Source organism: Methanomassiliicoccaceae archaeon (genome assembly GCA_034928305.1).
Taxonomy (GTDB): Archaea; Thermoplasmatota; Thermoplasmata; order Methanomassiliicoccales; family Methanomethylophilaceae; genus VadinCA11.
Genome location: JAYFOZ010000002.1, coordinates 556374 through 582321 on the forward strand (window position 1 = coordinate 556374; position 25948 = coordinate 582321).

Here is a 25948-nt window from a genome sequence, read left to right on the forward strand (position 1 = left end):
GCACCTCAAACATCATTCCCGCTGTAGGACAGCCCAAAGCTCTTGTTGATCATAGGGAAATCGGGCACTATATTTCCCATAACGGCCAGCTCCAAGGCGGGCCAGTTGACAAAGGACGGGTCCCTTATGCTGTATCTCCAGATATCTCCGTTCCTTATATCGGCGCAGTGGAGAAGCTCTCCCCTCGGAGACTCGACCATGCCGCAGGAGAAGCCGTCCGGTATTTCCGGTTCTGTTCTGATCTCCCCCTCCTCCATGTCTTTTAAACATTGCAGAATGAGGCTAACGGATTCCGATACCTCTTCCACCCTGACGGCCGCACGGGACATCACGTCGCCGTTCTTCTTGTATATGGTATTGAACGACAGGTCCCCGTAAGCATCGTAGGGCAGTTCGGCCCTGACATCGGAAACGATACCGCTGGCTCTTGCCAAGACGCCGACAGTGCCCAATCTCGCGGCATCTTCGGCCCTCAATACACCGGTCGTCTCTAGGCGGTCCACTTCGGAAGGTGAGCGCCTCATATAGCTGTCAACTTTCATGGTTGCGAAACCGGCCCGCATCACGGCGTTTTCCAGTTTGGGCATGTTCTCGGGAGGTATGTCCTTCTTCACTCCTCCGGGAATTATGTTGCCCATGAGCATCCTGCTGCCGAAGATCTCCCTGTTTGCCCTAAGCAGCTCCTCGCGGGCCTCTGTCCCGAGCGCCGCTGCTACGCTGAAGGCCGTGTCCGTGCACAGGCCCGCTATAATATCCAGGTGATTGTGTATGCGCTCCAGTTCCGAGAGTATGACGCGTATGTACCGTGCCCTGGCGGGTATATCGGTATCTCCCTCCATGGTATGGGCATGGGCAAGGCCATGGGCCACCGCGTTGTCTCCGGATATCCTTTCTGCCAGGTATGAGCGGTTATAGGATACGGGCCCCTCCATGAGCTTCTCGATACCCTTGTGGGCATATCCCAGATGTATTTTCAGACGGATTATCGGCTCCCCCGCTACACTGAATCTGAAATGTCCCGGCTCGATGACACCTGCATGGACCGGCCCCACGGGTATCTCGAACACTCCCGGTCCGGACACATGGTTTTTTGGTATGGGGGCCCTGACCTCGCCGTCTGTGATGTACACACCCTTCTGGAGCGGATGGCCGTTGCCCTTCCTCCAATATATGGCAGGTATCAAATTGTCGTGACCCTCGGGAATTATCCCGTTCATCTCCCAGATCGCCCTCTCGAATACGGAGGCGGACGGCACGCGCGGAGCAACGGCCGGATACGACCCCTCCACATCTGAAGTTATCCTGACGATATCTTTTCCTCTTCTGAGGAGTATGTTCAATTCGGCTCCCGGCGAAGACTCCGAGGCGAACATCGACATGATCCTCCACCCGTCGTCAAAATACGTTCTGAGATACTGTCCCAGAATGCTGGATTCACAGAGCGTTGGGTCTTTTATTATCATACGGAACCTCCTGAGAGTATGAGGACCATGCTGTCAAAGACATCTCTTACCATTTCCGGCATGAAAAGACCGAAGAAAAGGGCGAATATCATCAGTAGGACCATAGATCCCGCTCTGAGACGCGATACAGGTTCCGATACATCTTTGTCGGTCGTTCCGGACAGCATCGGGAATATGTGCAGGACAAGGCCGGCGAATACGAATGCCAGCAGAATAGCCAGAGCTCCTGCGAGATAATACATTCCGGCACCTATGGCGCCGCCAATAATGAGCAGCTCGCCAATGAAAAGAGGAAAAGGCGGGGCTCCTGCCACTGCAAGTCCTCCTGCGGCAGTGGCGAATCCCGAAAATCTCATCTTCTGAGATACGCCCTTTATTTCGGACATGATCCTGGTTTTGTAGATTTGGGTTATATTGCCGGCGCAGAAGAATACCAGGGGCTTGCATATGGAATGGGCCATAACCTGGAACATAGCTCCGAAAAGAGCCAGGGGCGTACCTATTCCCAGACCTATGGCTATGAGGCCCATATTCTCCACGCTGGAATATGCCAGCATCCTCTTGAAGTCCTTGGATACCAGTATGAAGGCCGCCGCTACCAGAAGAGACGTGATACCGAACAAAAGCAGAATGTGCCGGGCGAAGTCCGGGTTCACGATCTCCGATACGGAGTAGAACCGCATTATCCCGTACATGGCGCAGTTTAGAAGCGCTCCCGACATTATTCCGCTCACGGGACTGGGCGCCTGGCTGTGGGCGTCCGGCAACCAGTTATGGAGGGGAGCAAGGCCCGCCTTCATTCCAAGGCCTATTATGAAGAGTATGGCCGCGAATTTCATAAAAATCGGATTCAGATTTGCGGCGTTGGCCACGAGGGCCGGCCAATCCAGTGCTCTGTCGTCCGGTATGAATCCGGAGGATGCGGCGTAAAGCATGGCGATCCCAAAGAGTGCCAGTGTTATGCCCACTGAACAGAGCATTATGTATTTCCATGATGCCTCGGTGGCACTTTTATCCTTATATAGGCCCACAAGGAAAGCCGATACTAGCGTGGTGGATCCGATGCCTATCCAAGTTAGCGCCGCCGAACGTACGGCGAAGGTTATCAGCATCGTGGAGATGAATACGAACATGGTGAAGTAGAACCATCTCATCTCCCTCGCGTTAAGGCGGCCCTCGTCCCATTCGGTCTTCAGATAATCCTTCGAATACAGCAGCGTTGCAAAGGAAACGAATGCAGTGATCAGAAGGAAGAATGCGGAAAGGCTGTCTATATACCATATCGATGTGTCCAGGACATTTCCTGTTATCGGGGAGATGCAGCAGTAGATCGCAGCGGCCAGCGAGGCGAATGCCCCCATTATGGATATGCGGAACAGGCCCTTGGTGCCAAACGGCAGGAGGCAGAGCAGACCGGCCAAGAGGGGTACTAGGATCATTATCGTTACGATCATTCTTCTTTCAGCCTCCGCAGTAAAGTGGTATCCACCGAATCAAAGGATTTGTTGATCCTGAATGCGAATATTCCGATAATTATCATGGCCATGAGCACATCGAAGAAGGCCCCCAGCTCGACTATGAAGGGCATTCCGTTGGAGAGGGCTATAGCTCCAAGGAAAAGACCGTTCTCGACCATCAGCAGACCCACGACCTCGCTTATGGCTTTGCGGCGGGTCGCCATCATGAGCATCCCTATCAGCATTATAGAGAAGGAGAGCACCAGGGAGTTCCTCTCTGCGGTATCTAAAGTTATTATCAGCGGCTCCGACACATAATATGAAAATATTATGAGGGCGGCGGAAAGGAGAATAGACCCGGGTATTCCCAGGGACAGGGACATCTCGTCATCCGCCTTTATGCGGGACATGATGTATTTCAGCATCCTCGGTATCAGAAGGACCTTGATCCCGAAGGTCATGGCCGCCATGATGTAAATGTGAGGCTCGTTCTGAGAATATGCGACCGTGAACTCGAAGGCCGCAAGGAACAGGGACTGCAATATGAACAACCTGATGAGAGGTTGCATCCTTACGCTTGCCATTGCCAGCACTGATGCCAGCAGCATGCATACGGCGAAGATGTCAATGAGATTGTTGGTCAATATCTGGTCCATAAAATATACCTCACAGAACATACAGCGATATCATTGCCATCAGGGACAGTGCGAAGGACACCGTCAGCATGTTGGGCATCCTGAATACCCTCATCTTCGCAATGGTGCTCTCGAGGAGAGCTATTCCGAAGGCGATCACAAGCATTTTTGCAATTATTACAATGACCGAAACGGCCAGGTCCAGGGGCGCCATAGTAATCGCCGTTCCCCATGGGAAGAAAAGCGTTCCCAGCAGGGCCATGAATATGGTCAACCGGAGCATGGAGGCCATCTCCATCATGGCGAGGCCTCTGCCCGAATATTCCAGAAGCATGCCCTCGTGTATCATGGTAAGTTCCAGATGGGTGTCCGGGTTATCGAAGGGCACCCTCGTGTTCTCGGCCACCATGGTTATAACGAACGACGTTCCGGCCAACAGCAGGGCCGGAGATATGGCGAATGCACCGGCCCCTATTATGGAAGAGGATATGTCGGTTATATCGAATCCCACTCCTGTTATGGCGGAAAGGGTCATTATGGAAAGTAGAAGGGCCGGCTCTATCAGAACGGACATCATGGCCTCCCTGCTGCTGCCCATTCCTCCGAAGGCGGAACCTCCTTCCAGCCCTCCGAGGACCATGGCGAACCTGAACATGGTGAAAATGTAGACCATGGCGATCACGTCCGCATAGGGTGCCAGGACGCCTGTGTAAATGAACGGCGTCATTGCCGCAAGCAGGAGCATGGAAGTAATGCATATGAGAGGTATTGCGCGGAACAGGAAGGATGCGTTCTCGGATACCACGGACTCCTTCTTTATGAGTTTGCGCAGGTCGCGGTAAGGCTGGAATATGCTTGCCCCCACTCTGTTCTGCATAAGGGCCTTGAACTTGCCTATTATGCCTGCTATCAACGGAGATATCATGACCAGGGCCGCGGCCTGTATCAGCATGATCGCCAATTCCGCATAGTTCATAGGAGTCTCACCGCCAGGAGAGCGACGACGAGCGTCGCCAGCAGGTACGCGAAATATGTCTGGATATTACCGGTCTGGGTCTTTCCTATCTTCTCCGACAGGAACAGTATTATTGCAGATAACGGCTTATACAGATACTTTACAAAAGGTTCTGTGAACTCGGTTACAACGATCTTCTCATCTTTGCCCTCGGACTCCTTAACGGTTGCCGTATCCCCGTAGAATGGATGGAACACCCTCACCAGGGGCTGGGAGAATCCTACGGACGAATACTGCATGTCGTCTTCGAGTCTCCCGCCGCAACCCCATGTGCGGGTCGACCTCTCCCTGTGCTTCTCCCCTTTAAAAATCCATAGCAGGAGTGCCAATATCGCTACTATTGTCGCTCCCAGAACAAACGGCAGGAGCTCCCCGGACATGACGCTCCTGTACCCGGGCTCGGGAAGCATTCCCGTGACGGATACTATTCCGGACGAGATGACATCCATTATAACCGTGGCGAAGAAACCCATTCCCAGGCAGAGCATGGCCAATATCGCCATAGGGAGTATGGTACCTTTCTTCATGGGGCGGGGATTCTTCATCCCCTCGGAACGAGGCCTGCCCAGAAACACGAAAGCATAGAGGCGTGCATACGATGCAGCCATCATCATGCCGCATATCCCCACGGCGGCAAGGGCGAGAGGCATAAGGAGGCTCATGCCTTTGGATTCCAGGTCGGCCCCCATAAGGGATTGGATCATCAGCCATTCGCTTACGAACCCGTTGGTGGGCGGTATGGCCGCCATGGACAGCACGCCTACTATCGCAACGGCGGACAGAACGGGAAGGGCCTTGGAGAGCCCGCCCATCCTTCCTATGTTCTTCTCTCCTGTGCAGTCCTCGACGGTGTCGATGGTCATCAGCATCAGGGATTTGAAGACGGCATGATTCATGGTATGGAGGACCGCCGCTATCAGAACGAGCTTGGCCAGCGCCGGAGACTCACCGAAATATATCATCCCGAGGGATATGCAAAGGACTACCAGGGCCATATTCTCCATGCTGGAATATGCAAGTATCTTCTTGGGCTCCTTCTGGACCAGGGATTCCATTGCCCCCCATAGGGCCGTTACGGCGGCAAGGGCCAATATGGCAAATGCTACCCAGGTCATGGCGGGAGAGGCCCCGATGTATGAGAATATGCTCTTAATGAGTATCAGTACGGCCACGTTCGAGCAGACGGTGGAGAGCAGCGCGGTGGTATGTATGGGGGCGGAAGCGTACAGATTCGGCATCCATGCGTGGAAGGGCACAAGGCCAAGCTTTGAACCGAATCCCAGGACGATCATCAATATCAGGATCATTGAAGTTCCGGCCCCCAGGGAAGAGCCGAGGTCCCTCCATTCGGAGAGTACCTGGGTCCCGGTGACCGATGAGATGTAAAGGAAGGCGCATATGAGGAGCACGCCTCCTATGTGGGCTATCACGAAGAACAGCCATCTGGCTTTTTCGTTGTTGTCGTTTTTGGAAAGGAGGAAGGTCGTCAGCGTGACCATTTCCCAGGAAAATAGGAGAACCAGCACGCTGTCGGCCGCCATGCATGAAAAACATGCAAGGAAAAGTACGTTGAGCAAAGCGCTGTATCTGCATCCGGAATCCGATGTGGACTTGACAACGTGGACCACGATCAGCATGAATATCACGGACGAAAAGGATATCATGGATGCGGAAAGCTGATCGATCGACAGCATATACGCTCCTGTGGCAGAGGAGATAGGCAGCGTATAGCTGAGATCGACCCCGGCGCGCCATAGGAAATATGTCGACGCCCCCGCCAAGCATGAAACAATGCATAGGCTGGCCACCACGTTGGCGACTTTGTTGGATTTCGAGAAAGTGCCCAGTATCATACCCGCTACCGCGGGTACGAATACAGCGACGAAGAATACCGCTGCCAATGCCCCATCCTGCAAATGCACGTTAAGGATATCCATTCGAATGAACGGGCCACAGGCTCATTGTATTTTAAACGTTTGTTCTACCGTCTTTGATTTCCAAGCTTTCTTCGATTGTTTGTCGAACGGGTCAGATGTTCGCTCAAAGAACCCGAGAAAAATGACAGAACGTTTTTATGACGTAATATGTCGGACCGGTCGAAGTCGCCGCGAGAGATACGCGACCAATCGTAATCGACCGACCGATTTTAACACTCGGATGGGAAAATGGTGGACAAGGCGAGACTCGAACTCGCGACTTCTTCGTTGCGAACGAAGCGATCTACCGGGCTGATCTACTTGCCCATCAGTGACTGTCATTCAGAGGTAAGATATAAAACATTTGCAACATCGAACCGTAAATATCGTACCAGCAAAGTCTGTTTCAGTTCTTGATGCATACGGATAACAAGAATGTATTATCCTGGTAACACTAATCTCAAATCGGTAATAATGTTATATATGGGTGGCCACATTTTAACATAGGATTTGCATGGCATTCTATAATGTGACCTATAATAAGAAGCACGATTTTGCAACCGTACATAATTATGGGTGCACGTTCCGATGTCCTATTTGCAGCTACAAGCTCCGCAGCGGTCCCAACGGAACTCCCGGCCTCGCATATCCGAGACCCGAGAAGTTTCTGAGGCCGGAGGAGATCGAGGATGCGTTGCTTTCGGTCTGCCCGTCGCGCGTCAACTTCATGGGAGGCGAGCCCACCGTTTCCAAGGACCTGCCGAGGCTCCTCGCCTTCTGCAAGAGCTCCCTCGGAGCCACCACGGCCCTCGGGCACACCAACGGATCCAATCTCTCGTTGGATAACATAGATGCGGCCAACGTCGGCCTCAAAGCCTGGGACGAGGGCTGCCACCTGCTACTGACAGGGATTACCAAGGCGAAGATCTACGGCGAGGTCAGATCGGCCGTGGGGCGCGGAATGGACGTTGCCACCAACATGATCTACATCCCCGGATGCGTCGAGACCGATCAGATCGAGGCCGCCGCCGAGCACCTATCGAATATAGGAATATCAAAATTCCACATCATGGGCTATATCCCGGTCCCGGGCCAGTCCTATCCTAGGCCGACCCTCAGGGAGATGGAGGCCGCCTGCAGGGCGGCCAGAAAATACATTCCTGACACCTACTATTCTCATCTCTCCCCGGAGGAGGTCATATCCCTCGACAGGAACGACGACCGTTTCGACGTGGAGGTCATCCTGGGGACCGATGCCACCAGGGGAGTCGTAACGAAGGCCGATGAAGGCATTCCCGCATACCCTGTCATGAACTGACGATAGTTTTACGTCAGAAACGCCATGTCCGGTCATGACTATAACAGGCCTCAGCAAAGAAGTTCAGAGTGCAATGGAAGGGCAGAGGATCTATGCCCTGGCGACCGCTTCCAAAGACGGTGTCCCGAACGTCGTTCCCGTAGGTTTCCTTTTCGAGGGACCGGACGGAAATATATGGGTCATCGACAACTATATGGGCAAGACCCTGAAGAACGTTCGCGAGAACCCCGTGGCCTCGTTCTACATATGGCACGACGGAGTAAAAGAAAGCTATCAGGTCAAGTGCTCTGTGAAGATAGAGGATTCCGGCATCGATTATGAGAAAGCCGTAGCGCTGGCACATGAGAGGAAGGAGACCTATCCGGCCAAAACCCTGCTTAAGCTGACTGTGGAAGACGTCTTCTACGTCACACCGGGGGACCACGCCGGGAAGAAGCTCTGATCATTCTCCCTTGTCAACATACAAAGTGGCCAATCCTATCAGGCCGCCGAACGGTATGAACAGAAGATACTTGAGGGACGGGTCCAGATAATAGAATATCGAGAAAACCACGGACCCGACTATAAGGCCGAATATAGTGGCCTGTTTCAGTCTGGAGCTGCGGGTCACCATGGTCACACCCTCTTGCCCAGGGCCTTCTCGGCGGCGGCGACCATGCGGTCGGTGATCTCTCCGGAACCTCCGGTATATCCTGCCGGGTCCATGACCTCTTTGATCTCTCTGGCGGTCAACACGCCTTTCAGTTCTTCAGTCTCGAGGAGCACGTCGCGGAGCTGGCGGTCGTGGTCTACGGCTACCATCGACGCCTTGCGGACGATCTCGTGGGCATCCTGCCTGCCGATACCCTTCTCGGTGAGTTTCATCATCACAGGCTCAGCCATCACAAGTCCCTTGGAAGACTCTATGTTGCGGAGCATTATGTCTGAATGGACGGTAAGTCCGTCGAATATGTAGTCGGTTTTCTTCAACATCTCGTCCATCAGTGCGAACACGTGCGGTATCGTGAACCTCTCCGCAGAGGAGTTCGACAGGTCCCTCTCGTGCCAGAGGACCTGGCATTCGAAGGTCGGCGTAACGAAACCACGCAGAACCCTCGCAAGTCCGCAGACGTTCTCCGAGTTGATCGGGTTGCGCTTATGCGCCATGGTGGAGCTTCCGACCTGCTTGCTCTCGTCAAAGGCCTCGGACGCTTCGCCTATCTCCGACCTCTGGAGGTTCCTGACCTCTGTGCAGTACCGTTCGAGCGAAGTGGCGATGTTCGCCATCAGGCAGATCAGCTCGGTATATCTGTCGCGGCCGACGACCTGTGTTGCGGCAGGTTCGTATTCCAGGCCGAGGTCCTTCATAACGGCCTCCTGAACCTTGAAGAAGTTCTTTCCCAGGGCCGCACCGGTCCCGACGGCGCCAGCCATCTTTCCGGCGCAGGCGCGGGGCCTTATCTCCCTCAGCCTGTCCCGGTGCCTCAGCATCTCTGCGATATATCCGGAGATCTTGAACCCGAAAGTGATGGGGATCGCGAACTGCGCGTGGGTCCTCCCTATCTCGAGCGTGTCCCTCTCCCTCTTGGCGAGCTTTGCGAATGTATAGATGAGGGAATCGACGTCTTCGTCGACGATGTCCAGGGCGGCCTTGATCTGAAGTGCGGTTGCCGTGTCGACGATATCGTTGGACGTGGCTCCCAGATGTACGTACTTGCCGGCGTTGCCGGAGCACTGTTCCGTCATGGCCCTGATCATCGCCATCACGTCGTGCCTGGTCTCTTTCTCGATCTCCTTGACCCTTTCCGGTTTTACAAAATCGAGGTTGGCAATCCTGGTGATCTCGTCAGCATCCTCTTTGGTTATCGTGCCGAGGGATGCGTGAGCCCTTGCGAGAGCCGACTCCACATCCATCTGGTACCGAAGACGGCTGTCCTCGTAGAATATGGACTTCATATTCTCGCGGCCGTATCTGTAGTCCAGAGGGCATAGTTCCTTCATGTGAATCATGTGTGTGAGTGAATCTCATTATTTATAACTGATTAAGTACGTGTTCCTGACGCGGGTTTCGTGCGAACAAGGGCGCTTATAAGATGAAATTAAGAGAAAATCTTATAAGTGAATTGTTTCATAGCGCAAAACGTAAGTGGACCATGCTTTTACTCATGGTCGGTCGAACACGAGTGTGGATTTATGAAAGAGGTTGATGTGGAAGTTCAGCAGAATTCTGAAGAAGTTCAGCAAGAAGAAGTCGAAAAGGTCGAGGACGATGTTTTAGAGGACGTCGTGACCGAAGAGACGGAAGTGCAGACTACGGAAGAGGATGAGAAGGAGTCTGCGGAAAGGCTCGAGACCCTCGAGGAGAAACGCAGCATTGTGAACAACGATGCCGACAAGCACAGGAAGCTCAGGGACGAATATCACGCCATGACCAAAGAGTGGAAGTCCAAGAGGGACGCTCTCAACTCTCAGGTCAGGGAACTGGTCACCGACGCGGGAAAGTGCAGGGACGAACGCGATCAGTTCAACACGCTGGTCAGGGAAGCCAAAGCTCAGAGGGACGAGTGGAACGTTAAAGTATCTGAATTCAAAGGAAAACTGACAGAACTGAGGCCAGAGAAACCTGAAGACAAGGAAAAATCCGGGCCATCGCTCGAAGAGATGAAGAGAAACCTCAGAAGGATGGAACTCGAACAGCAGACCGGCGTGCTCACAAAAGCGGCCGATGACAAGCTCGTCAAACTCATTTCGCAGTTGGCTAAACAGATAGACGAACGCGAGTCCGAGATGGAATCCTCTACCGAGCACAACGCAGAGTACAGGGAGATACAGACCATGTTCAGGGAGGCCAAGGCGACCGCCGAGGGCTTCCACACCGAAATGTCAAAGAACGCCGACCTCGCACAGTCCGCCCATGAGAAGATGATCGCACTGTACGATCAGGCTGACAGGCTCAGGAAGGAGGCCGACGCAGCCCAGGCGAAGCTGGTAGAGTATAAGCGCCTCGGCGACGAAGAGCACAGGATGCACATCGAGCTCGTAAGGTCCATACAGGACACCGACAGGGAAGCATCCGGCATCAGGAACCGCAAGTCCAATGCCCGTAAGAAGAAAGTCGAAGCCGATAATAAGAAAGAGGCCAAGGAAATCTTCGAGCGGTTCAAGAACGGGGACAAGCTCAGCACGGAGGACCTCATGGCCCTCCAGAGATCCGGCTACCTCTGAAAACATCTGCCTGCGGACATCCGCAGGCAATAAAAACCACTTATCGTATTTTACAAATATTTATATAGCACCGGAACCAATCAAGCTATACGGGGATCAGGTCAGTTCTGTAGAGTGCATCCCATCCCTTCTGACCGGCTGGCCTCTTCCCGCACTTTTAATTTTAATTCTCTGGAAATCTATAATATATCTAAGCCCATTTAGGACTCGTTCCCATGGTTCTGGAAGGTCTAGGTAAGTCGCTGAGGAACGTCCTCGGCAAGATAAGCATCGCGTCTTCTGTAGATGACGAACTGATAAAGGAGATTTCCAAAGACCTACAGCGTGCGCTCCTGCAGGCAGACGTCAATGTGCAGCTCGTGCTGCAACTGACCGCCAAAGTTCAGGAACGCGCGCTGAACGAGAAGCCGCCGGCGGGGAAGAGCCCTAAAGAGCATGTCATCAGCATAATCTACGACGAACTGGTCTCTTTGCTCGACAACGGCGAGGGGCTGCATCTCAAACCGCAGAAGATAATGATGGTCGGCCTGTACGGACAGGGTAAGACGACCACCTGCGGCAAACTAGCCAATTATTTCATCAAAAAAGGTTTCACGGTCGGCCTGATAGGTGCCGACGTCTACCGTCCGGCAGCCTTGGACCAGCTGAGCCAGCTCGGCCAAAAGGTAGGTGCCGAAGTATACGGGGAGCCCGGCGAGAAGAACGCTGCTAAAATCGTCAAGAACGGGATGGTCGCCTTCAAGGACAAGAAGATCGTCATCGTGGATACATCGGGGCGCCACGCGCTCGAGGACGACCTCATACAGGAACTGAAGGACATCGATGCGGCCGCGAAGCCCGACGAGAGGGTCCTTGTTCTGGATTCACAGGTAGGACAGCAGGCAGGCCCACAGGCAGAGGCGTTCCATGCGGCCGTCGGAGTGACCGGGGTCATACTGACCAAGATGGACGGAACGGCCAAGGGAGGCGGCGCGCTTTCGGCCGTGTCCAAAACCGACGCCAGGATAGTATTTATCGGTACGGGGGAGCACATACGCGACCTGGAACCGTTCGACGCGAACAGATTCATCTCCAGGCTTCTGGGGATGGGGGACCTGTCTTATCTGGTCCAGATCGCGAAGGACGAGTTCGGCGGTGACGAGTCGGTGGAACAGGCCAGCAAGAACATGCTGTCCGGAAAGTTCACACTTGTCGACATGTATCAGCAGATGGCCGCCGTGACTAAGATGGGGCCTTTGCAGAAGGTCATGTCGATGCTGCCGGGCATGAGCAACATGGAAGATAAGATCGATTACGAAGAGTCGCAGAAACGACTCGCTCAGTTCAGGGTGATCATGGACTCCATGACCCTTCAGGAGAAAGAGCAGCCCGCAATCATCAAGGGAAAGCGCATAGACAGGATAGCGGCCGGTGCCGGGGTCGAGCCCAGAGACGTCCGTCTGCTTCTGAAACAGTACAATCAGAGCAGAAAGATGATGGGAACCATCGGAAAGGACCGCAAGATGCGTAAAAAGCTGATGAAGCAGTTCGGCGACATGGATGCCGACATGGGGCAGTGATCGTATGCGTTATTTCGTCGTTACGGGGCATCGAGCATACAGCACTCCCGATTTCAAGCTTGACGACATATGCGGGGGCGCCGGAAGACTGGATGTCCTTGTCAGATGCGTCACGTCGGCGTTTTTTCTCAGTCACGATATAAGAAAGGACACAGAGGTTTACCTGATCCTCGAGGGAGGGGGCGACGCACCGAAGACCGTGCGTTTCTCAGGGGAGGAGATAAGGTATCTCAACCCGGACGAGAGGAGCACGGCGTCCCTAATCCGGAACGCGCTGCTTAAGAAGGTCCCGCAGGAGGGAGAGAAAAGGTCTTCTCCCGGCGTGTACATATCCAGGATGTCGTTCGAAGACGTTATATCGTTCCTTTCGGAGAAGGGCGAGCTCGTCTATCTCAAGGAGGACGGCACCGACGTCCGCGATTTCACATTCCCTGAAAACCCGATATTCGTGCTAGGGGACGACAAGGACCTGACCGAAGAAGAAGAATCGTTCCTTCTGGAGCGTTCGCCGGCAAAGATATGCCTGGGGCCCCGCAGCCTCCATGCCAACCAGTGCGTGGTCGTCGTCCAGAACGAGATGGATCGAGCAGAGTGAACCTTTATTATCTGAACCTGGATGACACATCATGGCCGAAGGCGAGAGGATACCGCAGCACAGGCACTGCATCAATTGTGGAAAGGCGTTCGTCGGTGTAGGGAACTACTGCGGCAACGAATGCAGGGATACCTCCGGCAAAGACGTCAAGAAGAAACTGAAGATATACGTCGCTGTGCTGGCCGTCATCATGGTCGCCACTATCGCGATAATCATCAGCGGGATCTGATCATGCGCTCTGCGGTTGCCGGAACATTCGATATTCTGCATGACGGGCACCGCGCTCTGCTCAGGCGAGCCTTCGAGATCGGAGACGCGGTCGCAGTCGGTATAACGTCGGACGAAATGGCCGCCAAGGGCAGAAAGATTATTCTTCCGCTGGAACTCAGGATATCTGCGCTCAGGGCGTTCCTTGCTGGAACTTCCAAGCCGTGGGAGATCTTTATCATCGACGATATCTACGGCCCGAAGGAAATGATGGACCTGGTTGATGTGCTTGTTCTGACCGAGGAGACTCTTTCCAATGGCAAGAAGATCAACGATGATCGCAGATCCCGCGGGGTGCGGCCACTGGAGTTCTCGGTAGTGCAGCTGGTCATGGCGGACGACGGGGCTAAGATATCTTCCAGTGCTATTTTAGAAGGAAGATATGGTAAAAACGGGGTCAGCAATGTGCCGGATATTGCAGTCGGATCGCTGAATCCCGTAAAGATAGAGGCCGTAAGGAGCGTGCTCGAGAAGATATACGGCAGTGTCAGGATAACTGCCGCAGATGTCGACAGCGGCGTTCCGGAACAGCCGTTCGAGTCCGACGTCAGGAAAGGGGCCATCAACAGGGCCCGCAATGCGCTGGGAGACCACACTATGGCATTCGGCATCGAAGCAGGGGTCTTCGAGAGGGAGGAGGGTCTGTTCGACATCCAATACTGCGCCGTGCTCGACAGGAATGGCACGCTCACTGTAGGCATGGGGCCCGGATTCACATACCCAGACGACATAGCCGATCTGGTCCGCAACGGTTTTACCGTTGCCGAAGCGATCGCCGAGCTTTATGGTAACAAAGGGGTCGGCAAAAGGCAGGGCGCCATCGGAATGCTCAGCAACGGTCTGCTGGACCGTAAAACTCTGACCGAGCAGTCGGTGATCGCAGCGATGGTCCCGCGCATTTCTTCGGACCTCGGTTATTGATATAAATATCCTGGCGACCGTATATGGCCCATGGAGTATGTTCTATCCGTGACAGGCGATCCCGCTTCGGCTTTGGGTGCCTTGCAGGCGGTCATGAAGAATGATGACACACTCATCGCGGTTGCCATAGGGGCAGAAAAACTCGATGATACGCTCAATACCTGCATATCTGCGGGCGCTTCGAGGACATACCGGCTCATGGACGAGGATTTCAAAGGCTCCGATACATGGGCATTGGCCAGGATATATGCGGCCTTCGTCCAAAAATACAGTCCCGAGATGGAATTGATGATATTCAGTCGCTACAGTTCCGCATTACCGATGCTGGCACATTTGATCGGGGTGCAGCAGTTCTGCTATGTTACCGAAATCGCAAGTGACGCGGAAGGCATCATTGTCACCCAGGACTACGGGGACGAGAGGAGGAAATGCCGCGTGCCTCGAGGATCGGTCATCTCTCTTAAAGAAAACACGCAGTTTTCATATGAAGATAAAAGTGCCAGCGCATCCAAGATCGAAAACATTGACAGGGAAGGCCTGGAACTGGCGAAGATGTCTGTCGGCTTCCGTGGTTCCCGTGTATTTGCCAGAGAGGTGTGCTGATGGGAGGATGCGACGGATGTGCGTCGAGCGGTTCATGCCCCTCCTACAGTTCCGGCGACTCATGCAGCACCGGCTCATGCGGAGGGGAAAAGAAGCTTCCTCCGGGGATGCTGGAACATTACAATACAAACCAATCGACGGCTGACGGTACGCTTGTGTTCATAGAGGTATCGGACAAGGAAGGCGAGCAGGTAATCGAACCCGTTTCTTTGCAGTTGCTGAATAAAGCTTCTGAAATGGGAGGGGGGCGTCTGTTCGGAGTCATGTTCGGTGGGCCGGAGCGGAAAGAAATCTACAAAAGAGTATTCTCCTACGGAGTGGACACGCTTTATCATGTCAGGGACGTCCGTCTTTCGACATTTCATCCGGAAGCCTATGCGGAATCGATTGCAAAGATATGCGAACGCATCATTCCTGCCGTCGTGCTCATAGGATCTACTGCGAGAGGTACGGAGCTGGCTCCGAGGACGGCAGCCTCAATGGGAACGGGCATCGTGACGGACTGCAGCGATCTGGCACTCGAGGGGAGAAAGCTTAGCATGTTCCGTGTTTCCAATGGTAAAAAGATACGTTACGAGTGTGTATCATTTCCCCAAGTGGCAACAGTAAAGGAAGACGTTTTCCCATCACCCGATGTCGATGAGGGGCGCGGCGGCACCGCATTCTATTGGCAGTACCGCGGGAACAAAATCAAACAGATATTGTAATCATGGGCTCTTGGTAAGCGAGATCGCGCGGTCTAGGACTTCCTGTGCATGTCCGTCGACCTTCACCTTTTTCCAGGCGGCTTCGACCTTCCCGTCCCTCCCCACAATGAATGTGGAGCGGATGACTCCCTCGACCTCTTTGCCGTACATGACTTTTTTGCCCCAGGCTCCGGCGGCTTCGGTAAGGGCATGGTCGGGGTCGCTGAGGAGTTTTATTTTCAGTCCGTTTTTGTCGATAAATTTCCTGTGCGTTGCAGGGGAGTCCCTGCTGATCCCTATCACGGCGATGTTGCGCAGCATGAAGTTTACGATAAGTCCCGAAAAGTCAACAGCTTCGCGAGTGCATCCGGAAGTGTTGTCCTTCGGATAAAAATAAATCACATGGCGTACGCCTGCGAGCGCTTTGCTATCGAATATTTCACCGTTTTCATCGGCAAGCAAGAAATCCGGAAATCTGTCTCCTATTTCCATGGTATAACCTCAGAACATGCTGGAGCCCTTCGATATGAAAGGGCCAAGATCTAATTCTATCATGATCACCGGGTGGTTGATCTCGAAATCCGTGATGACCTTCGGAGATACTTCTCCGAAGATGCCGACCGACTCGCCGCCAACGACTACGGACGCTCCTCTTCCCGGAACGAACGTATCGTACCCGCAGTTTTCTATCAGGTAGCTGCATCCGATCTCCCTCAGAATGCCCTCTGTCAGGGACTTCGCTTCGGTGAAAGACGTCTTGGAAGCGGCCATGACGGCGCATAGATGGAGTCTGTTCGCGCATTCCCTTACGACGTAACCTGCTTCGAATATTTTCTGGGGAAGGTCCCTGTGGCGATTGTGTCTGAGGATCCTCATCAGGCTCGGGAAAAGATTGGCTCTGAGGCATGTATGGTCCTCGGTTATCGGATTCTTGATCTGAACGGTCTTAACTTCAGGAATTCCCGAAATGCAGAACTCGTCCGTCTCGTTGCTCAATGTCAAAGTGGTGACCTCGGTGTACCCCAGACCTATCATGATGTTCCGGATGTTGTCGGAGAAAACAGTGTCTGTAAGGCGCGAAGCGACTGTCTGGTCTAACTTGTACGGTCCTCCGAACTTCTCAAAGCCATAACCTGCGGCCACGTCTTCATAGATGTCCACATCGTGCATTATGTCCAATCTTGTGGACGGAATGGATACGAAAACCCCGTCGCCATTCTCTTCCACGGGGGCGGCGTCGAGCCCCATTCTGCGCAGCGCCGCGACCATTCCCGTCTGCCCAAGGGCCGTTCCTAGGAATTTATCGCATTCTTTGGACGAAACGATACGGTCCGATGGTGCGAGGTCGGGCGAAACAAAACTATCTGCGCCGTCCTGCATATGTACCGCGCCGATTCTTCCTCCTCTCTCCGCCAAAGCGGTGCATACGATGTCCAAAGCTCCTTTCACGGCCTTGCGGTCGGTACCGGTGACATCTATGAACAGGTTACGGGTTTCTGTCGTAACTGTGGTCAAAGCTCCGTTTATTATCGGTGGGAACGACAAAACTTTGCCCTCAGAATCCCTGATTATCGGATATTTCTCGGCGCCACTCAGAAGATCGGCATATTCGCGTCCCTTCTCGTGCTTTTCCAATATTTCATGCAGGTCCATCTTTTCGGTTTTAGCGAGCGGAACGAACCTGATCTTTTTCGGGTCCTCGAGGGAATAAGTGAACGGAGGTGCGACCTTGTCGAGGTCGTGGATTCCGATCGCCAGCTTGCTTCTCTTGCGTCCGATGGTAAGGTGAAGTTTCTCTTGAAGTTCCATCATGGACTTCAGCAGGCGGTCGTCTACCTCTACGTCGAAAACCGCTCCGCAAAGGAAATACGGGCGCAGAGATCTGACGTTCTGATCGATCGTGACATCGATATCGGTGTCTTCGACGTAATACTCATGCATACAGGGCTGTATGTCGAGGAAGGACCTTAGCGCCCTGGCTAGCCCCTCGACACAGTAAAGGTCAGGTCTGTTCGGGAAGAATTCGACGGACATGTCGTCGGCGCCTGTCTCGGTGTCGTGCATATCGGCGCCCAGCAACGGTATTTTCTCGACGAGCAATGACTGTGGTACTTCCTCACCTATCAGCGAACAAAGGTCGCTGTAGCTGAAGTTGATAACTGGCATATCCGCATCATGGATAATTCCCTATAAAAGGACTTTCAGGATCAGCGTCCGAGGGCGCTGTGGGCGGAACCTAGCTGTCCGGCGGCCTGTGCGGCCAGGTTCGACAGTTCTCCCGCAAGGACTGTGGAGGCCACTATTTCAGACAGTTTCCTTGCCTTGCCGGCACCGGAACATCCGATCATAGAAAGCGCCTCTTTCTGGCATGGAAGTGAGGTCCCTCCCCCTACCGTCCCGACCTCGACGACGGGCATCCTGACCGATATGTACAGGTCCCCGTCGACGTCCTCGCACGAAGTGAACGACATGCTTGCACCCACCACCTGTGCGGGGTCCTGTCCAGTGGCTATGTAAAGCGCCGCGGCCATGTTGGCGGCGTGCGCGTTAGCGCCCATCGTAACAGCCAAAGCGCTTCCCATTAGATTCTTGCGGTAGTTTACCTCCACTATCGAACCGACGGTCGTATGGAGCCTCCTGTCGACGATTTCTCCGGGAATGAGAGCTTCGGCGACTACGGTTTTTCCGCGCCCCTTCACTATATTGATGGCTGCGGCCTTCTTGTCGCTGCACATGTTGCCGGAGACGGAGATCATCGTTGCTCCGGTTTTCTCTTCGATGAGCCTGCTTGCCGCCTCCGTGGCGATCGTGGCCATGTTCATGCCCATCGCATCGCCGGTAGCATAAACGAAACGGAGATAGAGGCTTCTCCCGTTGGGAAGCATTTCTATGTCGATCAGTTTTCCATGGGAAGTGGTTTTACCGACAGCTTCGTTTATCAGGCTCATGTTGTTTGTTATCCAATCCATGACCTCTGCGGAATGTGCCAGATTCCTTACTCTGAAGATCGGGGCTCGGGTCATAGCGTCCCAGAAAACCTTGGCCCTTATGCCGCCGCTGTCCTCTGTTACCGACATTCCGCGGGATATCGACGCGATCAGCGCTCCCTCTGTTGTGGCCAACGGAACAAGGAATCTGCCCGCGGCATAGTCTCCGTTTATAGTGACCGGTCCTGCGAATCCCAGCGGGATCTGTGTAGACCCGATCATGTTTTCTACATTTTTGGAGGCTGCTTCCGAGCTGAAGCAGTATTTCGATATGCTCTCCATTGATGTGCCGCTGAATTCCTCCGCTGCGGCACGGCGCTCGTCCACATCGCTGTGAGAATAGCCCCTGTTTTTCAATCCCTTGGGGTCGGCCATGATACAACCCTATCGATTGCTATTAATAATATATTTGCGAAAGAATTTGATACTAGGTGGACGATACATCGGGGAGAGGGTGCGTCTGAGTTGGAATCCGATAACGTTAGGACGAGGCATGAAAAGCTCGACGCCCTCATTATAGGTTATTTTCCGCTCGTAATTTTAAGCTGTCTTCTGCTTGTGGGAATACTATCCATCGAGTTCTCGGCCGAAACTCCTTTCGATATCCTATACTGGCTATGTGTAGGTTTTGTCGTCGGGTTTGTTGTTTTAGGCATCGTATGCGCGTTCTACATGGACCGCCCGATGATAAAGTACCGCTATGTGTTATCGTTATTGATATTGGCCCCGGTAGTCCTTTCCGTTGCATTGTTCTACATATATGGGAAGGGTTTCGCGCCCAACCTTTTCATCAGCCGCTTCTATTTCTTCATGGGCGACGGAGATGTCACGGTAGAAACGATGCTTGCCGGGTTCTATGTGATAGAGACGACCATAATATTCGTCGCCATTTCGGTATCTTCTGTCATCTCGGCCTATTTCAGGAGATATTTTTCCAAGCTGATGCTGGGGCTTATAAGCAGAGACCCTAAAAACAAATCAAAAAAGATAGCTACCTGGCTCTTTGATGTGCCCGACATTATAGATGTGGAGGACGTCGTCCTGGATCCTGAATATGACGACGGCAAATTCAACACGGAAGTGTTCAAGGAGGTCGCTTTCGACATATTCTACATGGGGTTCATCATCTGCTCTTACATCTTCCTGAACCCATATTTCGTTAACGAGATGCCGATAGAGGAAATGATAATGGTCTCCATGCTCCTGTCTCTGTTCATAGCGGCCCTCATAATACCCTGGCACATTATCAGGGCGGTAGGGGCGAAAGCAAAGTCGCAGGCCCCAAGGGACCTTTATCTGTGGAAAGGGATGAAGGGGCGTCTCAGCATGAGCATCTTGGCTATAACGGTCTTCATGATGTTAATAACATTGCTGGCATATCTGAATATGGACTTTTCGAAGGTTCTGATAACCTATGGCAGCTACATACTGCTGGTGGGTGTTACATCGATAATCTATTCTTTCGTATATGTGAACAATTTCTATACTCAGTTTAAGAAGGGGCTAATAGACAGTTTCAACGAAGAGAAGGAAAAGAAATTGAACAGGCGCAGCGAAACGGACCTTTAACGAGACCTCTGATATAGACCTCGCCACGCAGGCCTAGGAAGTAGATCACTTGAGTTTCTGGAACTTTCCGTCCATTTTGTGAATCGATACCTTAGCTTCCTTGTTGTTGGCCTTCAGCTCTTTGACCTTCTGTTCGGCTTCGACCTTTGTGTTATAGAAACCGATGGCGCGTTTTGCTCCGTCGGCCTTCACTCTCCATTTGTTCTCGTCTTTGTCGTGAGTTATCCTATAGGTCTTCGAGTTCGACTTGGTAACCTTCTCGTCCGAATCGGGTTTTTCCGCGTTAGTTGCCGTCATCGGAGTGTTAATCGACTTGACCGTATTTAATCGTTAGATGTGCCAATGGCAGAATCGATCAGGTCGCGGAGGCCTTCCGCGTCCCTGGCGATCCTGCCTCTGAGAGCTCCGGTTATCATAAAATTGTCAGTGCCGTACTCCGAGGTCCGCACATCGGTCTTGATGCCGAAACATTCGATGCCCGACTCAAAGGCGATTCCGAGCTCCACGCATGCACCCTCGTCGGGAACCCTCCCGTCCATGATCATTACAAGGATATCGCAACTCCTGATGGCGGCGAGGTCCGATTCAAAGACCCAGCGGTACGCATCATCTCCATAAGATTCCATTATTTTTCTGACGTTGATTTTCAGCTCCTGAGGTAGAAGGACGTCGAAGCCGTAGTTTCTCAGTTGTTCAGCAAGCTTTATGTTGAAATCGAGTTCCGCTTTGCAGAAAAGCGGGCCTGCCAGATATATCTTCGTTGCCATCCCGGGCATATCTTCCGGGAATATGAAAAACGTTGCTAAGAAGGATTATACCCTAGTTTGTCTTCGGGGGCACTATGAAAGACCTCGCATATGAGGCTATGGAACGTGCCAAACGCCAGAGCTCTAGCGGAAACCCACAGGGTGCAGCGAAAACATTGGAAGAGTATCTGGTCAAGGATCCGCACAATGCAAAACCCCGCATTCTTCTGTCCAACATATACATTTACAGCCTGAATATGTTTGATTTCGGCATTTTTCAGCTCGACATCGTATCCGAGCTGGAGCCGGACAATGTTGATTGCCTTAAGGCCAAGGTAACCGCTCTCAGTTCAAAAAAGAAGTTCAACAAAGAGACAAACGAGCTGTACCAACATCTGGCGGAGATCGATCCCTCTGCAGATGTATTCGATGCATATGGAACTTTTTTGAGGATGCAGATGCTCGATTTCAAAAAGTCCGCAGAATACTACTCGAAGGCGATAGCCAAAGACCCGAAGAACAGCGATTATCGCATCAATTACGCCTCGCTTCTGCTTAACGACCTCAGAGATTATGTGTCGGCAAAGAAGGAACTTGAGACCATCATAACTCTCGACCCGGAGAATCACAACGTGAGGAAGAATCTCACCAAACTATTGAGCAATCATTTTGACTCCGACGGCAACCTTAAGAGGGGTTTCGGCCACAAACCGAAAAAGATTTGACCATCTTGTAAAAAACAATTAACATTGTGAACTGATTAAAGATAAGTTCATATTTGCCAACCGCCTAGCTGGAACGAGGTGAAATATGGAACTCAAAGGATCTAAGACAGAAGCGAATCTTAACAGCGCTTTTGCCGGAGAGAGCATGGCAAGGACAAAGTACACCTACTATGCGTCACAGGCGAAGAAAGAAGGATATGAACAGATTGCAAACATATTCATGGAGACCGCCGAGAACGAGAAGGAGCATGCCAAGCTCTGGTTCAAGGCCCTTCATGACGATTGCATACCCGACACCGTCGCCAACCTGAAAGATGCGGCCGAGGGCGAGAACTACGAGACCAATGAAATGTATCCCGAGTTCGCCAAGGTCGCCCGCGAGGAAGGATTCAAACAGATAGCAGCACTCTTCGAAGCCGTCGGCGGCGTAGAGAAGGAGCACGAGGCCAGGTATCTGGCACTTTTGAAGAACCTTGAGCAGGGCATCGTATTCAAGAAGGACAAGGTCGTCATGTGGAAGTGCATCAACTGCGGTTACATACATATCGCAGCAGAGGCCCCCAAGGTGTGCCCCGTATGCAAGCACCCCCAGTCATACTTCGAATTAAGAGCTATGAACTGGTGATGCCAGGTCAAACAACTTACCCTTCGGGGGCGGTTCATCTGAGCCTTATGGTTTCCAGATTCTGAGGCGCCTTCGTCTCGATGCCGAATTTCTTATAGATGGAGGATGCAAGATCGGAACACTTCCGGTCCTCGCCGTGACCTATCAGGATCTTATCCGGTCTGGGCTCCATTGTGGATATGAACTTCATCATCTGCTTGCGGTCCGAGTGTCCAGAAAAGCCGTCCACGGTCTCGCGGTTCATCTTGATCTTCAGATTGATCGACTTTCCGCGGTGGTTGAGGGTTATGTCCGTGCGCCCTCTCTGTATGGTGCGCCCGATGCTGCCTTCGCTCTGATATCCCACGAACAGCAACCAGTTCTTCTCGTTGTCCGCCCATTCTCTGAAATACTCCATTACAGGGCCTCCCGACATCATGCCGCTTGTCGCGAGCACGATGCATGGGTCAGGGGAATGGCATATCTCTTCTCTCATACCGGAGGTCTCTACCCTCTTGAATATGGGCGAAAGGAAAGGATTCTCATCCAGCTGGAATATACGTGTCCTCAGCTGGCTGTTGAGGTATTCTGGATAGGCTGTGTGTATAGCCGTTGCTTCCCAGATCATTCCGTCGAGATAGACGTTCATCGTCGGGATCTTGCCGGTGCGCATCAGTTCCTCTATGACAAGCATGACTTCCTGTGACCTTCCTACTGCAAAAACAGGGACAAGTACCTTGCCTCCGCTCTCTACGGCCTGCTTCATCAGCTTTCCCAGCTCTTCCGAGGCGTCGGCCCTGGAAGGTTGTTCGTCGTTCCTGCCGCCGTACGTTGACTCTATGACCAACGACTCCAGGCGTGGGAACTTGTTGTTGGCCGGATTGAACAGCCAGGTCTTCTCGAACTTTGTATCGCCGGTGAATGCTACGTTGTGTAAGCCGTCGCCGATGTGGAAATGCGCTATGGACGAACCGAGTATGTGCCCGGCGTTGTACAGTGTAAGACGGACGTCGGGAGCGATGTCCGTGGTCTCGTTGTACTTGAGCGGTATCGTATGCATCATCTCGTTGCGCACGTCCTTCGCTTCATAGAGGTTCTTCCTGGCCTCGCCGAAGCCCAATTTGATATTATCCAGCTGAAGGAGCGCCATCAGGTCGCGGGTGGGCGCGGTGCAGTACACCGGTCCGTCGTATCCGTACTTGAAAAGTGCGGGAAGGGTCCCGCAGTGGTCGAGATGTGCGTGTGTGATGACAACGGCATCGAGCTCGCTGAGAGGCTGCGCCTCCGGAATGGCAAAGTACGGAGTGTCGTCGCTGCCCGGGTCGAGACCGCAGTCGATGAGGATCTTGCTCTCCCTCGTAGTGAGGAGAGATGCGGACCTTCCGACCTGTCTGAAACCTCCCATTGCGGTCACCCTTACCCACTGTTCGCCCCCGATGGTGGGGCGGGCAAGCCTTCTGGCCACCCGGCGCATCATCTCGTGCCTCTCGTCCTTGTATGCCCTGAGGTATCCGCGGACGTCAGATATGGTCTTGGACGGGATAGGGGGCGTGCGGATGACCTTGACGTTCCATCCGGTCTCCTGTTTCAGGTTAAGTATCAGCGATCCCTCGTCGCCTTTGACGACATCGGGTTTTATGGCCTCTACCGTGGCCTCTCCCGTTTCATCGTTGAAAAATATGTCGAATATTCCTGCTTCTTCGGGTATCATCGAGCGGAGTTTCTCTTCTACTATCGATGGGTCGCCCAACGTCGAAGGGTCGGGCCTGATGTCCACCCTTTTGTGGAGGCTCTGCGCTAGATCCCTCGCGGCCTTGTTGTTGCCTGATACCTTGTCGTACTCTTTTGTATAGACGACAACCAAGGGTCCCTCGAATTCGATTGAGGATATTTCGAGGTTCTCCGGCGCTAGCCGGGTGATCTCTTCCCTAAGGCTGTCGAACAGCCTGTCTGCGTTCATTTGAATCCTGCCAAGGCGCCGTTAGAAAACAACGGCACCAGTTATATTCTAAGTTGTTAAAAATTAAAGGTTTGTTAAGTGGGTTTAATTCGGGTAGCGGAACCCGAGCTTTTCGCAACGCTCGATGATCTCGGGCTGCGGGATCTCCTGATATCCGTCCTTACCGATGTACGCAATCATAAAGCCATCGCCGCTGTAGGTGTCCCTTCTCCTTGAGGAGTTGAGGGCCGTTATGGCGACGTCCATGCCTTCTTCCTTGGTCATCCCGTCCTTGAACGAGGCTTCCAGGGAACCGAGTGCGAACACTGAGCCTGAACCTACGGACATGTATCTGTCTTCGAGGTACCCTCCGGCACCATCGATGCTGTATACGTGACCTCCGGTCTTGTCGTATCCTCCGATGATGAGCCCGAGGTAGAATCCCTGGCGGATAATGTTGGCAACGAGCGTCGCTGCCGACCTGACGGATATCTGGCTGCCCTTTTTCATCGAGTAAAGGGAAATCTCTGCCGTCATGTACCTGACCATCAGCTGTGCGTCTCCGACGGAGCCGGCGATAGTCATGCCGATGTTGTCCGATAGCGGGTAGACCTTCCTAACGTCGCTGTTTGCGATCAAGTTCCCCATTGTCGCCCTCTGATCGGTGGCCAGTATCACACCGTCCTTCAGTCTTAGGCCGATCGTGGTTGTGCCTGTCTTAAGAATTTCATCCCCTGCCATTTGTGTACCTCAGATTTTTAAAATAAGAATCAGCCGTATCGGGCTTATTGACACTCATAGTTTCGTTGATTATATAAGTTTTCATTTCTGCAACGTGCTAAAAAGATTTATCTCATGATTCAAATATTACTCATCGCCACATTGTGTGGTATTGCAGATATGAAGGGATAAAGATGGAAAAAAAGGAATGGAAAGCATATATTGCAGAGATGGTCGGCACGATGGTGCTGACATTGATGGGTTGCGGTGTAGCGGTTATTTCCGGCGGAAACCTCGTCGCGACTGCTCTGGCGTTCGGTTTGGCGATCGTCGCAATGGCATACTGCATAGGGGACATTTCGGGATGCCATATCAACCCTGCGGTTTCTCTGGCGCTTCGCGTGGATGACAGGATAGACACAAAGACGATGGTTCTTTACTGGGTGTTCCAGTTCGTCGGAGGTATCGTCGGTGCAGGGCTCCTGTACTACATAGTGGTCGCGAACGGCATGGATGTCGTCATCGGCGATAACATTGTCGCGGGGCTCGGAACCAACGGATTCTTCGGACAGGGCGCTTACTCCATAACGATGGTCGGAGCGATCGTCGTCGAGATACTCCTCACCATATTCTTCACCCTGACGGTCTTGGGCGTCACGAACTCCAAGAAGACGGCCGAACAGGCCGGACTGGCCATCGGCGGAAGCCTGACGTTCGTCCACCTGCTGGGCATCGGACTCACGGGAACTTCCGTCAACCCTGCAAGGAGCGTCGGGCCCGCCATATTCCTGGCGGTTGCCGGTACGACGATCGCGCTCGAGCAGGTCTGGGTGTTCATCGCCGCTCCGCTCGTCGGCGCACTGATCGCCGGTCTGCTCTACAAGCATGTGTTCAAGCCCGAGTCTGCCTGAACACGGCTTCGATGCGCATCGTGAAACTTTTTATTTTTTTTACCTATGCATAGTGTCGGACTACTATTTTTTGCGTATCTCGCACTTAAAAAAGTCCATCCCAATTGA

The 25948-nt window shown here is 52.9% G+C and carries 27 protein-coding genes and 1 tRNA gene; 13 read left to right on the plus strand and 15 right to left on the minus strand.

All coding sequences use genetic code 11. From position 1 onward, the window contains the following. Positions 1 to 5 precede the first annotated feature (5 nt). From VB016_04685 to VB016_04710, 6 genes are all read right to left on the minus strand, one after another. Positions 6 to 1463 (minus strand): NADH-quinone oxidoreductase subunit C, encoded by a 1458-nt coding sequence (locus VB016_04685; protein ID MEA4977827.1) that lies wholly within the window; start codon positions 1461 to 1463, stop codon positions 6 to 8. Then, positions 1460 to 2917, minus strand: a complete 1458-nt coding sequence (locus tag VB016_04690) for a proton-conducting transporter membrane subunit (GenBank protein ID MEA4977828.1) — start codon at positions 2915 to 2917, stop codon at positions 1460 to 1462. The genes VB016_04685 and VB016_04690 overlap by 4 nt, the downstream gene beginning before the upstream one ends. Next, on the minus strand, positions 2914 to 3576 hold the full coding sequence (locus tag VB016_04695; GenBank protein MEA4977829.1) for a hydrogenase: 663 nt from the start codon (positions 3574 to 3576) through the stop codon (positions 2914 to 2916). Before VB016_04695 ends, VB016_04690 begins: the two co-directional genes overlap by 4 nt. A gap of 10 nt (positions 3577 to 3586) precedes the next feature. After that, entirely contained in the window at positions 3587 to 4531 is a 945-nt protein-coding gene (locus VB016_04700; protein ID MEA4977830.1) for an NADH-quinone oxidoreductase subunit H, read from the minus strand. After that, a complete protein-coding gene (locus VB016_04705; GenBank protein ID MEA4977831.1) occupies positions 4528 to 6507 on the minus strand; it encodes a proton-conducting transporter membrane subunit in 1980 nt (659 codons plus the stop codon). The genes VB016_04700 and VB016_04705 overlap by 4 nt, the downstream gene beginning before the upstream one ends. 229 nt (positions 6508 to 6736) lie before the next feature. Then, positions 6737 to 6813, minus strand: a tRNA-Ala gene (locus tag VB016_04710). 187 nt (positions 6814 to 7000) lie between these two features. On the opposite strand from VB016_04710, the gene VB016_04715 reads away from it, so the two are divergent. Together VB016_04715 and VB016_04720 are read left to right on the plus strand one after the other, a co-directional pair. After that, the gene (locus tag VB016_04715; protein ID MEA4977832.1) at positions 7001 to 7804 is read left to right on the plus strand and encodes a radical SAM protein; all 804 of its coding nucleotides are present in this window, start codon (positions 7001 to 7003) and stop codon (positions 7802 to 7804) included. Between the two features lie 34 nt (positions 7805 to 7838). Beyond that, a complete protein-coding gene (locus VB016_04720) occupies positions 7839 to 8246 on the plus strand; it encodes a pyridoxamine 5'-phosphate oxidase family protein (protein ID MEA4977833.1) in 408 nt (135 codons plus the stop codon). Here VB016_04720 and VB016_04725 read toward each other — a convergent pair whose 3' ends face one another. Beyond that, positions 8247 to 8417, minus strand: a complete 171-nt coding sequence (locus VB016_04725) for a hypothetical protein (protein ID MEA4977834.1) — start codon at positions 8415 to 8417, stop codon at positions 8247 to 8249. It lies immediately after the preceding gene. A 2-nt stretch (positions 8418 to 8419) separates the two neighbouring features. After that, complete coding sequence (gene purB / locus VB016_04730) at positions 8420 to 9793, minus strand: adenylosuccinate lyase (protein MEA4977835.1); 1374 nt, start codon at positions 9791 to 9793, stop codon at positions 8420 to 8422. A gap of 183 nt (positions 9794 to 9976) precedes the next feature. On the opposite strand from purB, the gene VB016_04735 reads away from it, so the two are divergent. The 7 genes from VB016_04735 to VB016_04765 all read left to right on the plus strand — a co-directional run bounded on the left by VB016_04735 (position 9977) and on the right by VB016_04765 (position 15660). After that, positions 9977 to 11008 (plus strand): phosphoserine phosphatase, encoded by a 1032-nt coding sequence (locus VB016_04735; GenBank protein ID MEA4977836.1) that lies wholly within the window; start codon positions 9977 to 9979, stop codon positions 11006 to 11008. A gap of 215 nt (positions 11009 to 11223) precedes the next feature. After that, entirely contained in the window at positions 11224 to 12567 is a 1344-nt protein-coding gene (locus tag VB016_04740; protein MEA4977837.1) for a signal recognition particle protein Srp54, read from the plus strand. Between the two features lie 4 nt (positions 12568 to 12571). After that, positions 12572 to 13162 carry a tRNA (pseudouridine(54)-N(1))-methyltransferase TrmY gene (gene trmY / locus VB016_04745; GenBank protein ID MEA4977838.1) on the plus strand — a complete coding sequence of 197 codons (591 nt, stop codon included), beginning with the start codon at positions 12572 to 12574 and terminating at the stop codon, positions 13160 to 13162. A gap of 31 nt (positions 13163 to 13193) precedes the next feature. Continuing rightward, on the plus strand, positions 13194 to 13391 hold the full coding sequence (locus VB016_04750) for a DUF2116 family Zn-ribbon domain-containing protein (protein MEA4977839.1): 198 nt from the start codon (positions 13194 to 13196) through the stop codon (positions 13389 to 13391). A gap of 2 nt (positions 13392 to 13393) precedes the next feature. Continuing rightward, positions 13394 to 14350: an inosine/xanthosine triphosphatase gene (gene yjjX, locus VB016_04755; protein MEA4977840.1), complete on the plus strand. Its 957-nt coding sequence runs from the start codon at positions 13394 to 13396 to the stop codon at positions 14348 to 14350. A gap of 30 nt (positions 14351 to 14380) precedes the next feature. Then, on the plus strand, positions 14381 to 14953 hold the full coding sequence (locus VB016_04760) for a hypothetical protein (GenBank protein ID MEA4977841.1): 573 nt from the start codon (positions 14381 to 14383) through the stop codon (positions 14951 to 14953). After that, on the plus strand, positions 14953 to 15660 hold the full coding sequence (locus VB016_04765) for a hypothetical protein (protein MEA4977842.1): 708 nt from the start codon (positions 14953 to 14955) through the stop codon (positions 15658 to 15660). Before VB016_04760 ends, VB016_04765 begins: the two co-directional genes overlap by 1 nt. On the opposite strand, the gene VB016_04770 is transcribed toward VB016_04765, so the two are convergent. The 3 genes from VB016_04770 to VB016_04780 are packed head-to-tail and all read right to left on the minus strand — an operon-like array spanning position 15661 to position 19001. Continuing rightward, positions 15661 to 16131: a peroxiredoxin gene (locus VB016_04770; GenBank protein MEA4977843.1), complete on the minus strand. Its 471-nt coding sequence runs from the start codon at positions 16129 to 16131 to the stop codon at positions 15661 to 15663. Between the two features lie 9 nt (positions 16132 to 16140). Next, the gene (gene pheT, locus VB016_04775; GenBank protein ID MEA4977844.1) at positions 16141 to 17805 is read right to left on the minus strand and encodes a phenylalanine--tRNA ligase subunit beta; all 1665 of its coding nucleotides are present in this window, start codon (positions 17803 to 17805) and stop codon (positions 16141 to 16143) included. Positions 17806 to 17846: 41 nt separating this feature from the next. Then, complete coding sequence (locus VB016_04780) at positions 17847 to 19001, minus strand: hydroxymethylglutaryl-CoA reductase (GenBank protein MEA4977845.1); 1155 nt, start codon at positions 18999 to 19001, stop codon at positions 17847 to 17849. Positions 19002 to 19091: 90 nt separating this feature from the next. Here VB016_04780 and VB016_04785 point away from each other — a divergent pair, with 90 nt between their 5' ends. After that, complete coding sequence (locus VB016_04785; GenBank protein ID MEA4977846.1) at positions 19092 to 20195, plus strand: hypothetical protein; 1104 nt, start codon at positions 19092 to 19094, stop codon at positions 20193 to 20195. Between the two features lie 45 nt (positions 20196 to 20240). On the opposite strand, the gene VB016_04790 is transcribed toward VB016_04785, so the two are convergent. Continuing rightward, positions 20241 to 20492 carry a DUF2188 domain-containing protein gene (locus tag VB016_04790; protein MEA4977847.1) on the minus strand — a complete coding sequence of 84 codons (252 nt, stop codon included), beginning with the start codon at positions 20490 to 20492 and terminating at the stop codon, positions 20241 to 20243. A gap of 26 nt (positions 20493 to 20518) precedes the next feature. Beyond that, positions 20519 to 20962, minus strand: a complete 444-nt coding sequence (locus tag VB016_04795) for a nucleoside 2-deoxyribosyltransferase (protein MEA4977848.1) — start codon at positions 20960 to 20962, stop codon at positions 20519 to 20521. Between the two features lie 74 nt (positions 20963 to 21036). Between VB016_04795 and VB016_04800 the strand changes: the two genes are divergently transcribed. Together VB016_04800 and VB016_04805 are read left to right on the plus strand one after the other, a co-directional pair. Then, the gene (locus tag VB016_04800) at positions 21037 to 21666 is read left to right on the plus strand and encodes a hypothetical protein (GenBank protein ID MEA4977849.1); all 630 of its coding nucleotides are present in this window, start codon (positions 21037 to 21039) and stop codon (positions 21664 to 21666) included. A gap of 85 nt (positions 21667 to 21751) precedes the next feature. Further along, positions 21752 to 22291 carry a rubrerythrin family protein gene (locus VB016_04805; GenBank protein MEA4977850.1) on the plus strand — a complete coding sequence of 180 codons (540 nt, stop codon included), beginning with the start codon at positions 21752 to 21754 and terminating at the stop codon, positions 22289 to 22291. A gap of 34 nt (positions 22292 to 22325) precedes the next feature. On the opposite strand, the gene VB016_04810 is transcribed toward VB016_04805, so the two are convergent. Then, positions 22326 to 24230: a beta-CASP ribonuclease aCPSF1 gene (locus VB016_04810; protein MEA4977851.1), complete on the minus strand. Its 1905-nt coding sequence runs from the start codon at positions 24228 to 24230 to the stop codon at positions 22326 to 22328. Between the two features lie 84 nt (positions 24231 to 24314). After that, complete coding sequence (locus VB016_04815; protein MEA4977852.1) at positions 24315 to 24950, minus strand: proteasome subunit beta; 636 nt, start codon at positions 24948 to 24950, stop codon at positions 24315 to 24317. A 173-nt stretch (positions 24951 to 25123) separates the two neighbouring features. Here VB016_04815 and VB016_04820 point away from each other — a divergent pair, with 173 nt between their 5' ends. Next, positions 25124 to 25840 carry an aquaporin gene (locus VB016_04820; protein MEA4977853.1) on the plus strand — a complete coding sequence of 239 codons (717 nt, stop codon included), beginning with the start codon at positions 25124 to 25126 and terminating at the stop codon, positions 25838 to 25840. Positions 25841 to 25948: the final 108 nt, after the last annotated feature.

Coding starts and splice junctions, on each gene's coding strand:
- VB016_04795 (MEA4977848.1), bottom strand. CDS start 20,962: ATGGCAACGAAGATATATCTGGCAGGCCCGCTTTTCTGCAAAGCGGAA.
- VB016_04810 (MEA4977851.1), bottom strand. CDS start 24,230: ATGAACGCAGACAGGCTGTTCGACAGCCTTAGGGAAGAGATCACCCGG.
- VB016_04735 (MEA4977836.1), top strand. CDS start 9,977: ATGAAAGAGGTTGATGTGGAAGTTCAGCAGAATTCTGAAGAAGTTCAG.
- VB016_04800 (MEA4977849.1), top strand. CDS start 21,037: ATGAAAGACCTCGCATATGAGGCTATGGAACGTGCCAAACGCCAGAGC.
- VB016_04780 (MEA4977845.1), bottom strand. CDS start 19,001: ATGGCCGACCCCAAGGGATTGAAAAACAGGGGCTATTCTCACAGCGAT.
- VB016_04740 (MEA4977837.1), top strand. CDS start 11,224: ATGGTTCTGGAAGGTCTAGGTAAGTCGCTGAGGAACGTCCTCGGCAAG.
- VB016_04750 (MEA4977839.1), top strand. CDS start 13,194: ATGGCCGAAGGCGAGAGGATACCGCAGCACAGGCACTGCATCAATTGT.
- purB (MEA4977835.1), bottom strand. CDS start 9,793: ATGATTCACATGAAGGAACTATGCCCTCTGGACTACAGATACGGCCGC.
- VB016_04715 (MEA4977832.1), top strand. CDS start 7,001: ATGGCATTCTATAATGTGACCTATAATAAGAAGCACGATTTTGCAACC.
- VB016_04760 (MEA4977841.1), top strand. CDS start 14,381: ATGGAGTATGTTCTATCCGTGACAGGCGATCCCGCTTCGGCTTTGGGT.
- VB016_04770 (MEA4977843.1), bottom strand. CDS start 16,131: ATGGAAATAGGAGACAGATTTCCGGATTTCTTGCTTGCCGATGAAAAC.
- VB016_04705 (MEA4977831.1), bottom strand. CDS start 6,507: ATGGATATCCTTAACGTGCATTTGCAGGATGGGGCATTGGCAGCGGTA.
- VB016_04720 (MEA4977833.1), top strand. CDS start 7,839: ATGACTATAACAGGCCTCAGCAAAGAAGTTCAGAGTGCAATGGAAGGG.
- VB016_04820 (MEA4977853.1), top strand. CDS start 25,124: ATGGAAAAAAAGGAATGGAAAGCATATATTGCAGAGATGGTCGGCACG.
- yjjX (MEA4977840.1), top strand. CDS start 13,394: ATGCGCTCTGCGGTTGCCGGAACATTCGATATTCTGCATGACGGGCAC.
- VB016_04695 (MEA4977829.1), bottom strand. CDS start 3,576: ATGGACCAGATATTGACCAACAATCTCATTGACATCTTCGCCGTATGC.
- trmY (MEA4977838.1), top strand. CDS start 12,572: ATGCGTTATTTCGTCGTTACGGGGCATCGAGCATACAGCACTCCCGAT.
- pheT (MEA4977844.1), bottom strand. CDS start 17,805: ATGCCAGTTATCAACTTCAGCTACAGCGACCTTTGTTCGCTGATAGGT.
- VB016_04790 (MEA4977847.1), bottom strand. CDS start 20,492: ATGACGGCAACTAACGCGGAAAAACCCGATTCGGACGAGAAGGTTACC.
- VB016_04685 (MEA4977827.1), bottom strand. CDS start 1,463: ATGATAATAAAAGACCCAACGCTCTGTGAATCCAGCATTCTGGGACAG.
- VB016_04765 (MEA4977842.1), top strand. CDS start 14,953: ATGGGAGGATGCGACGGATGTGCGTCGAGCGGTTCATGCCCCTCCTAC.
- VB016_04700 (MEA4977830.1), bottom strand. CDS start 4,531: ATGAACTATGCGGAATTGGCGATCATGCTGATACAGGCCGCGGCCCTG.
- VB016_04805 (MEA4977850.1), top strand. CDS start 21,752: ATGGAACTCAAAGGATCTAAGACAGAAGCGAATCTTAACAGCGCTTTT.
- VB016_04690 (MEA4977828.1), bottom strand. CDS start 2,917: ATGATCGTAACGATAATGATCCTAGTACCCCTCTTGGCCGGTCTGCTC.
- VB016_04725 (MEA4977834.1), bottom strand. CDS start 8,417: ATGGTGACCCGCAGCTCCAGACTGAAACAGGCCACTATATTCGGCCTT.
- VB016_04815 (MEA4977852.1), bottom strand. CDS start 24,950: ATGGCAGGGGATGAAATTCTTAAGACAGGCACAACCACGATCGGCCTA.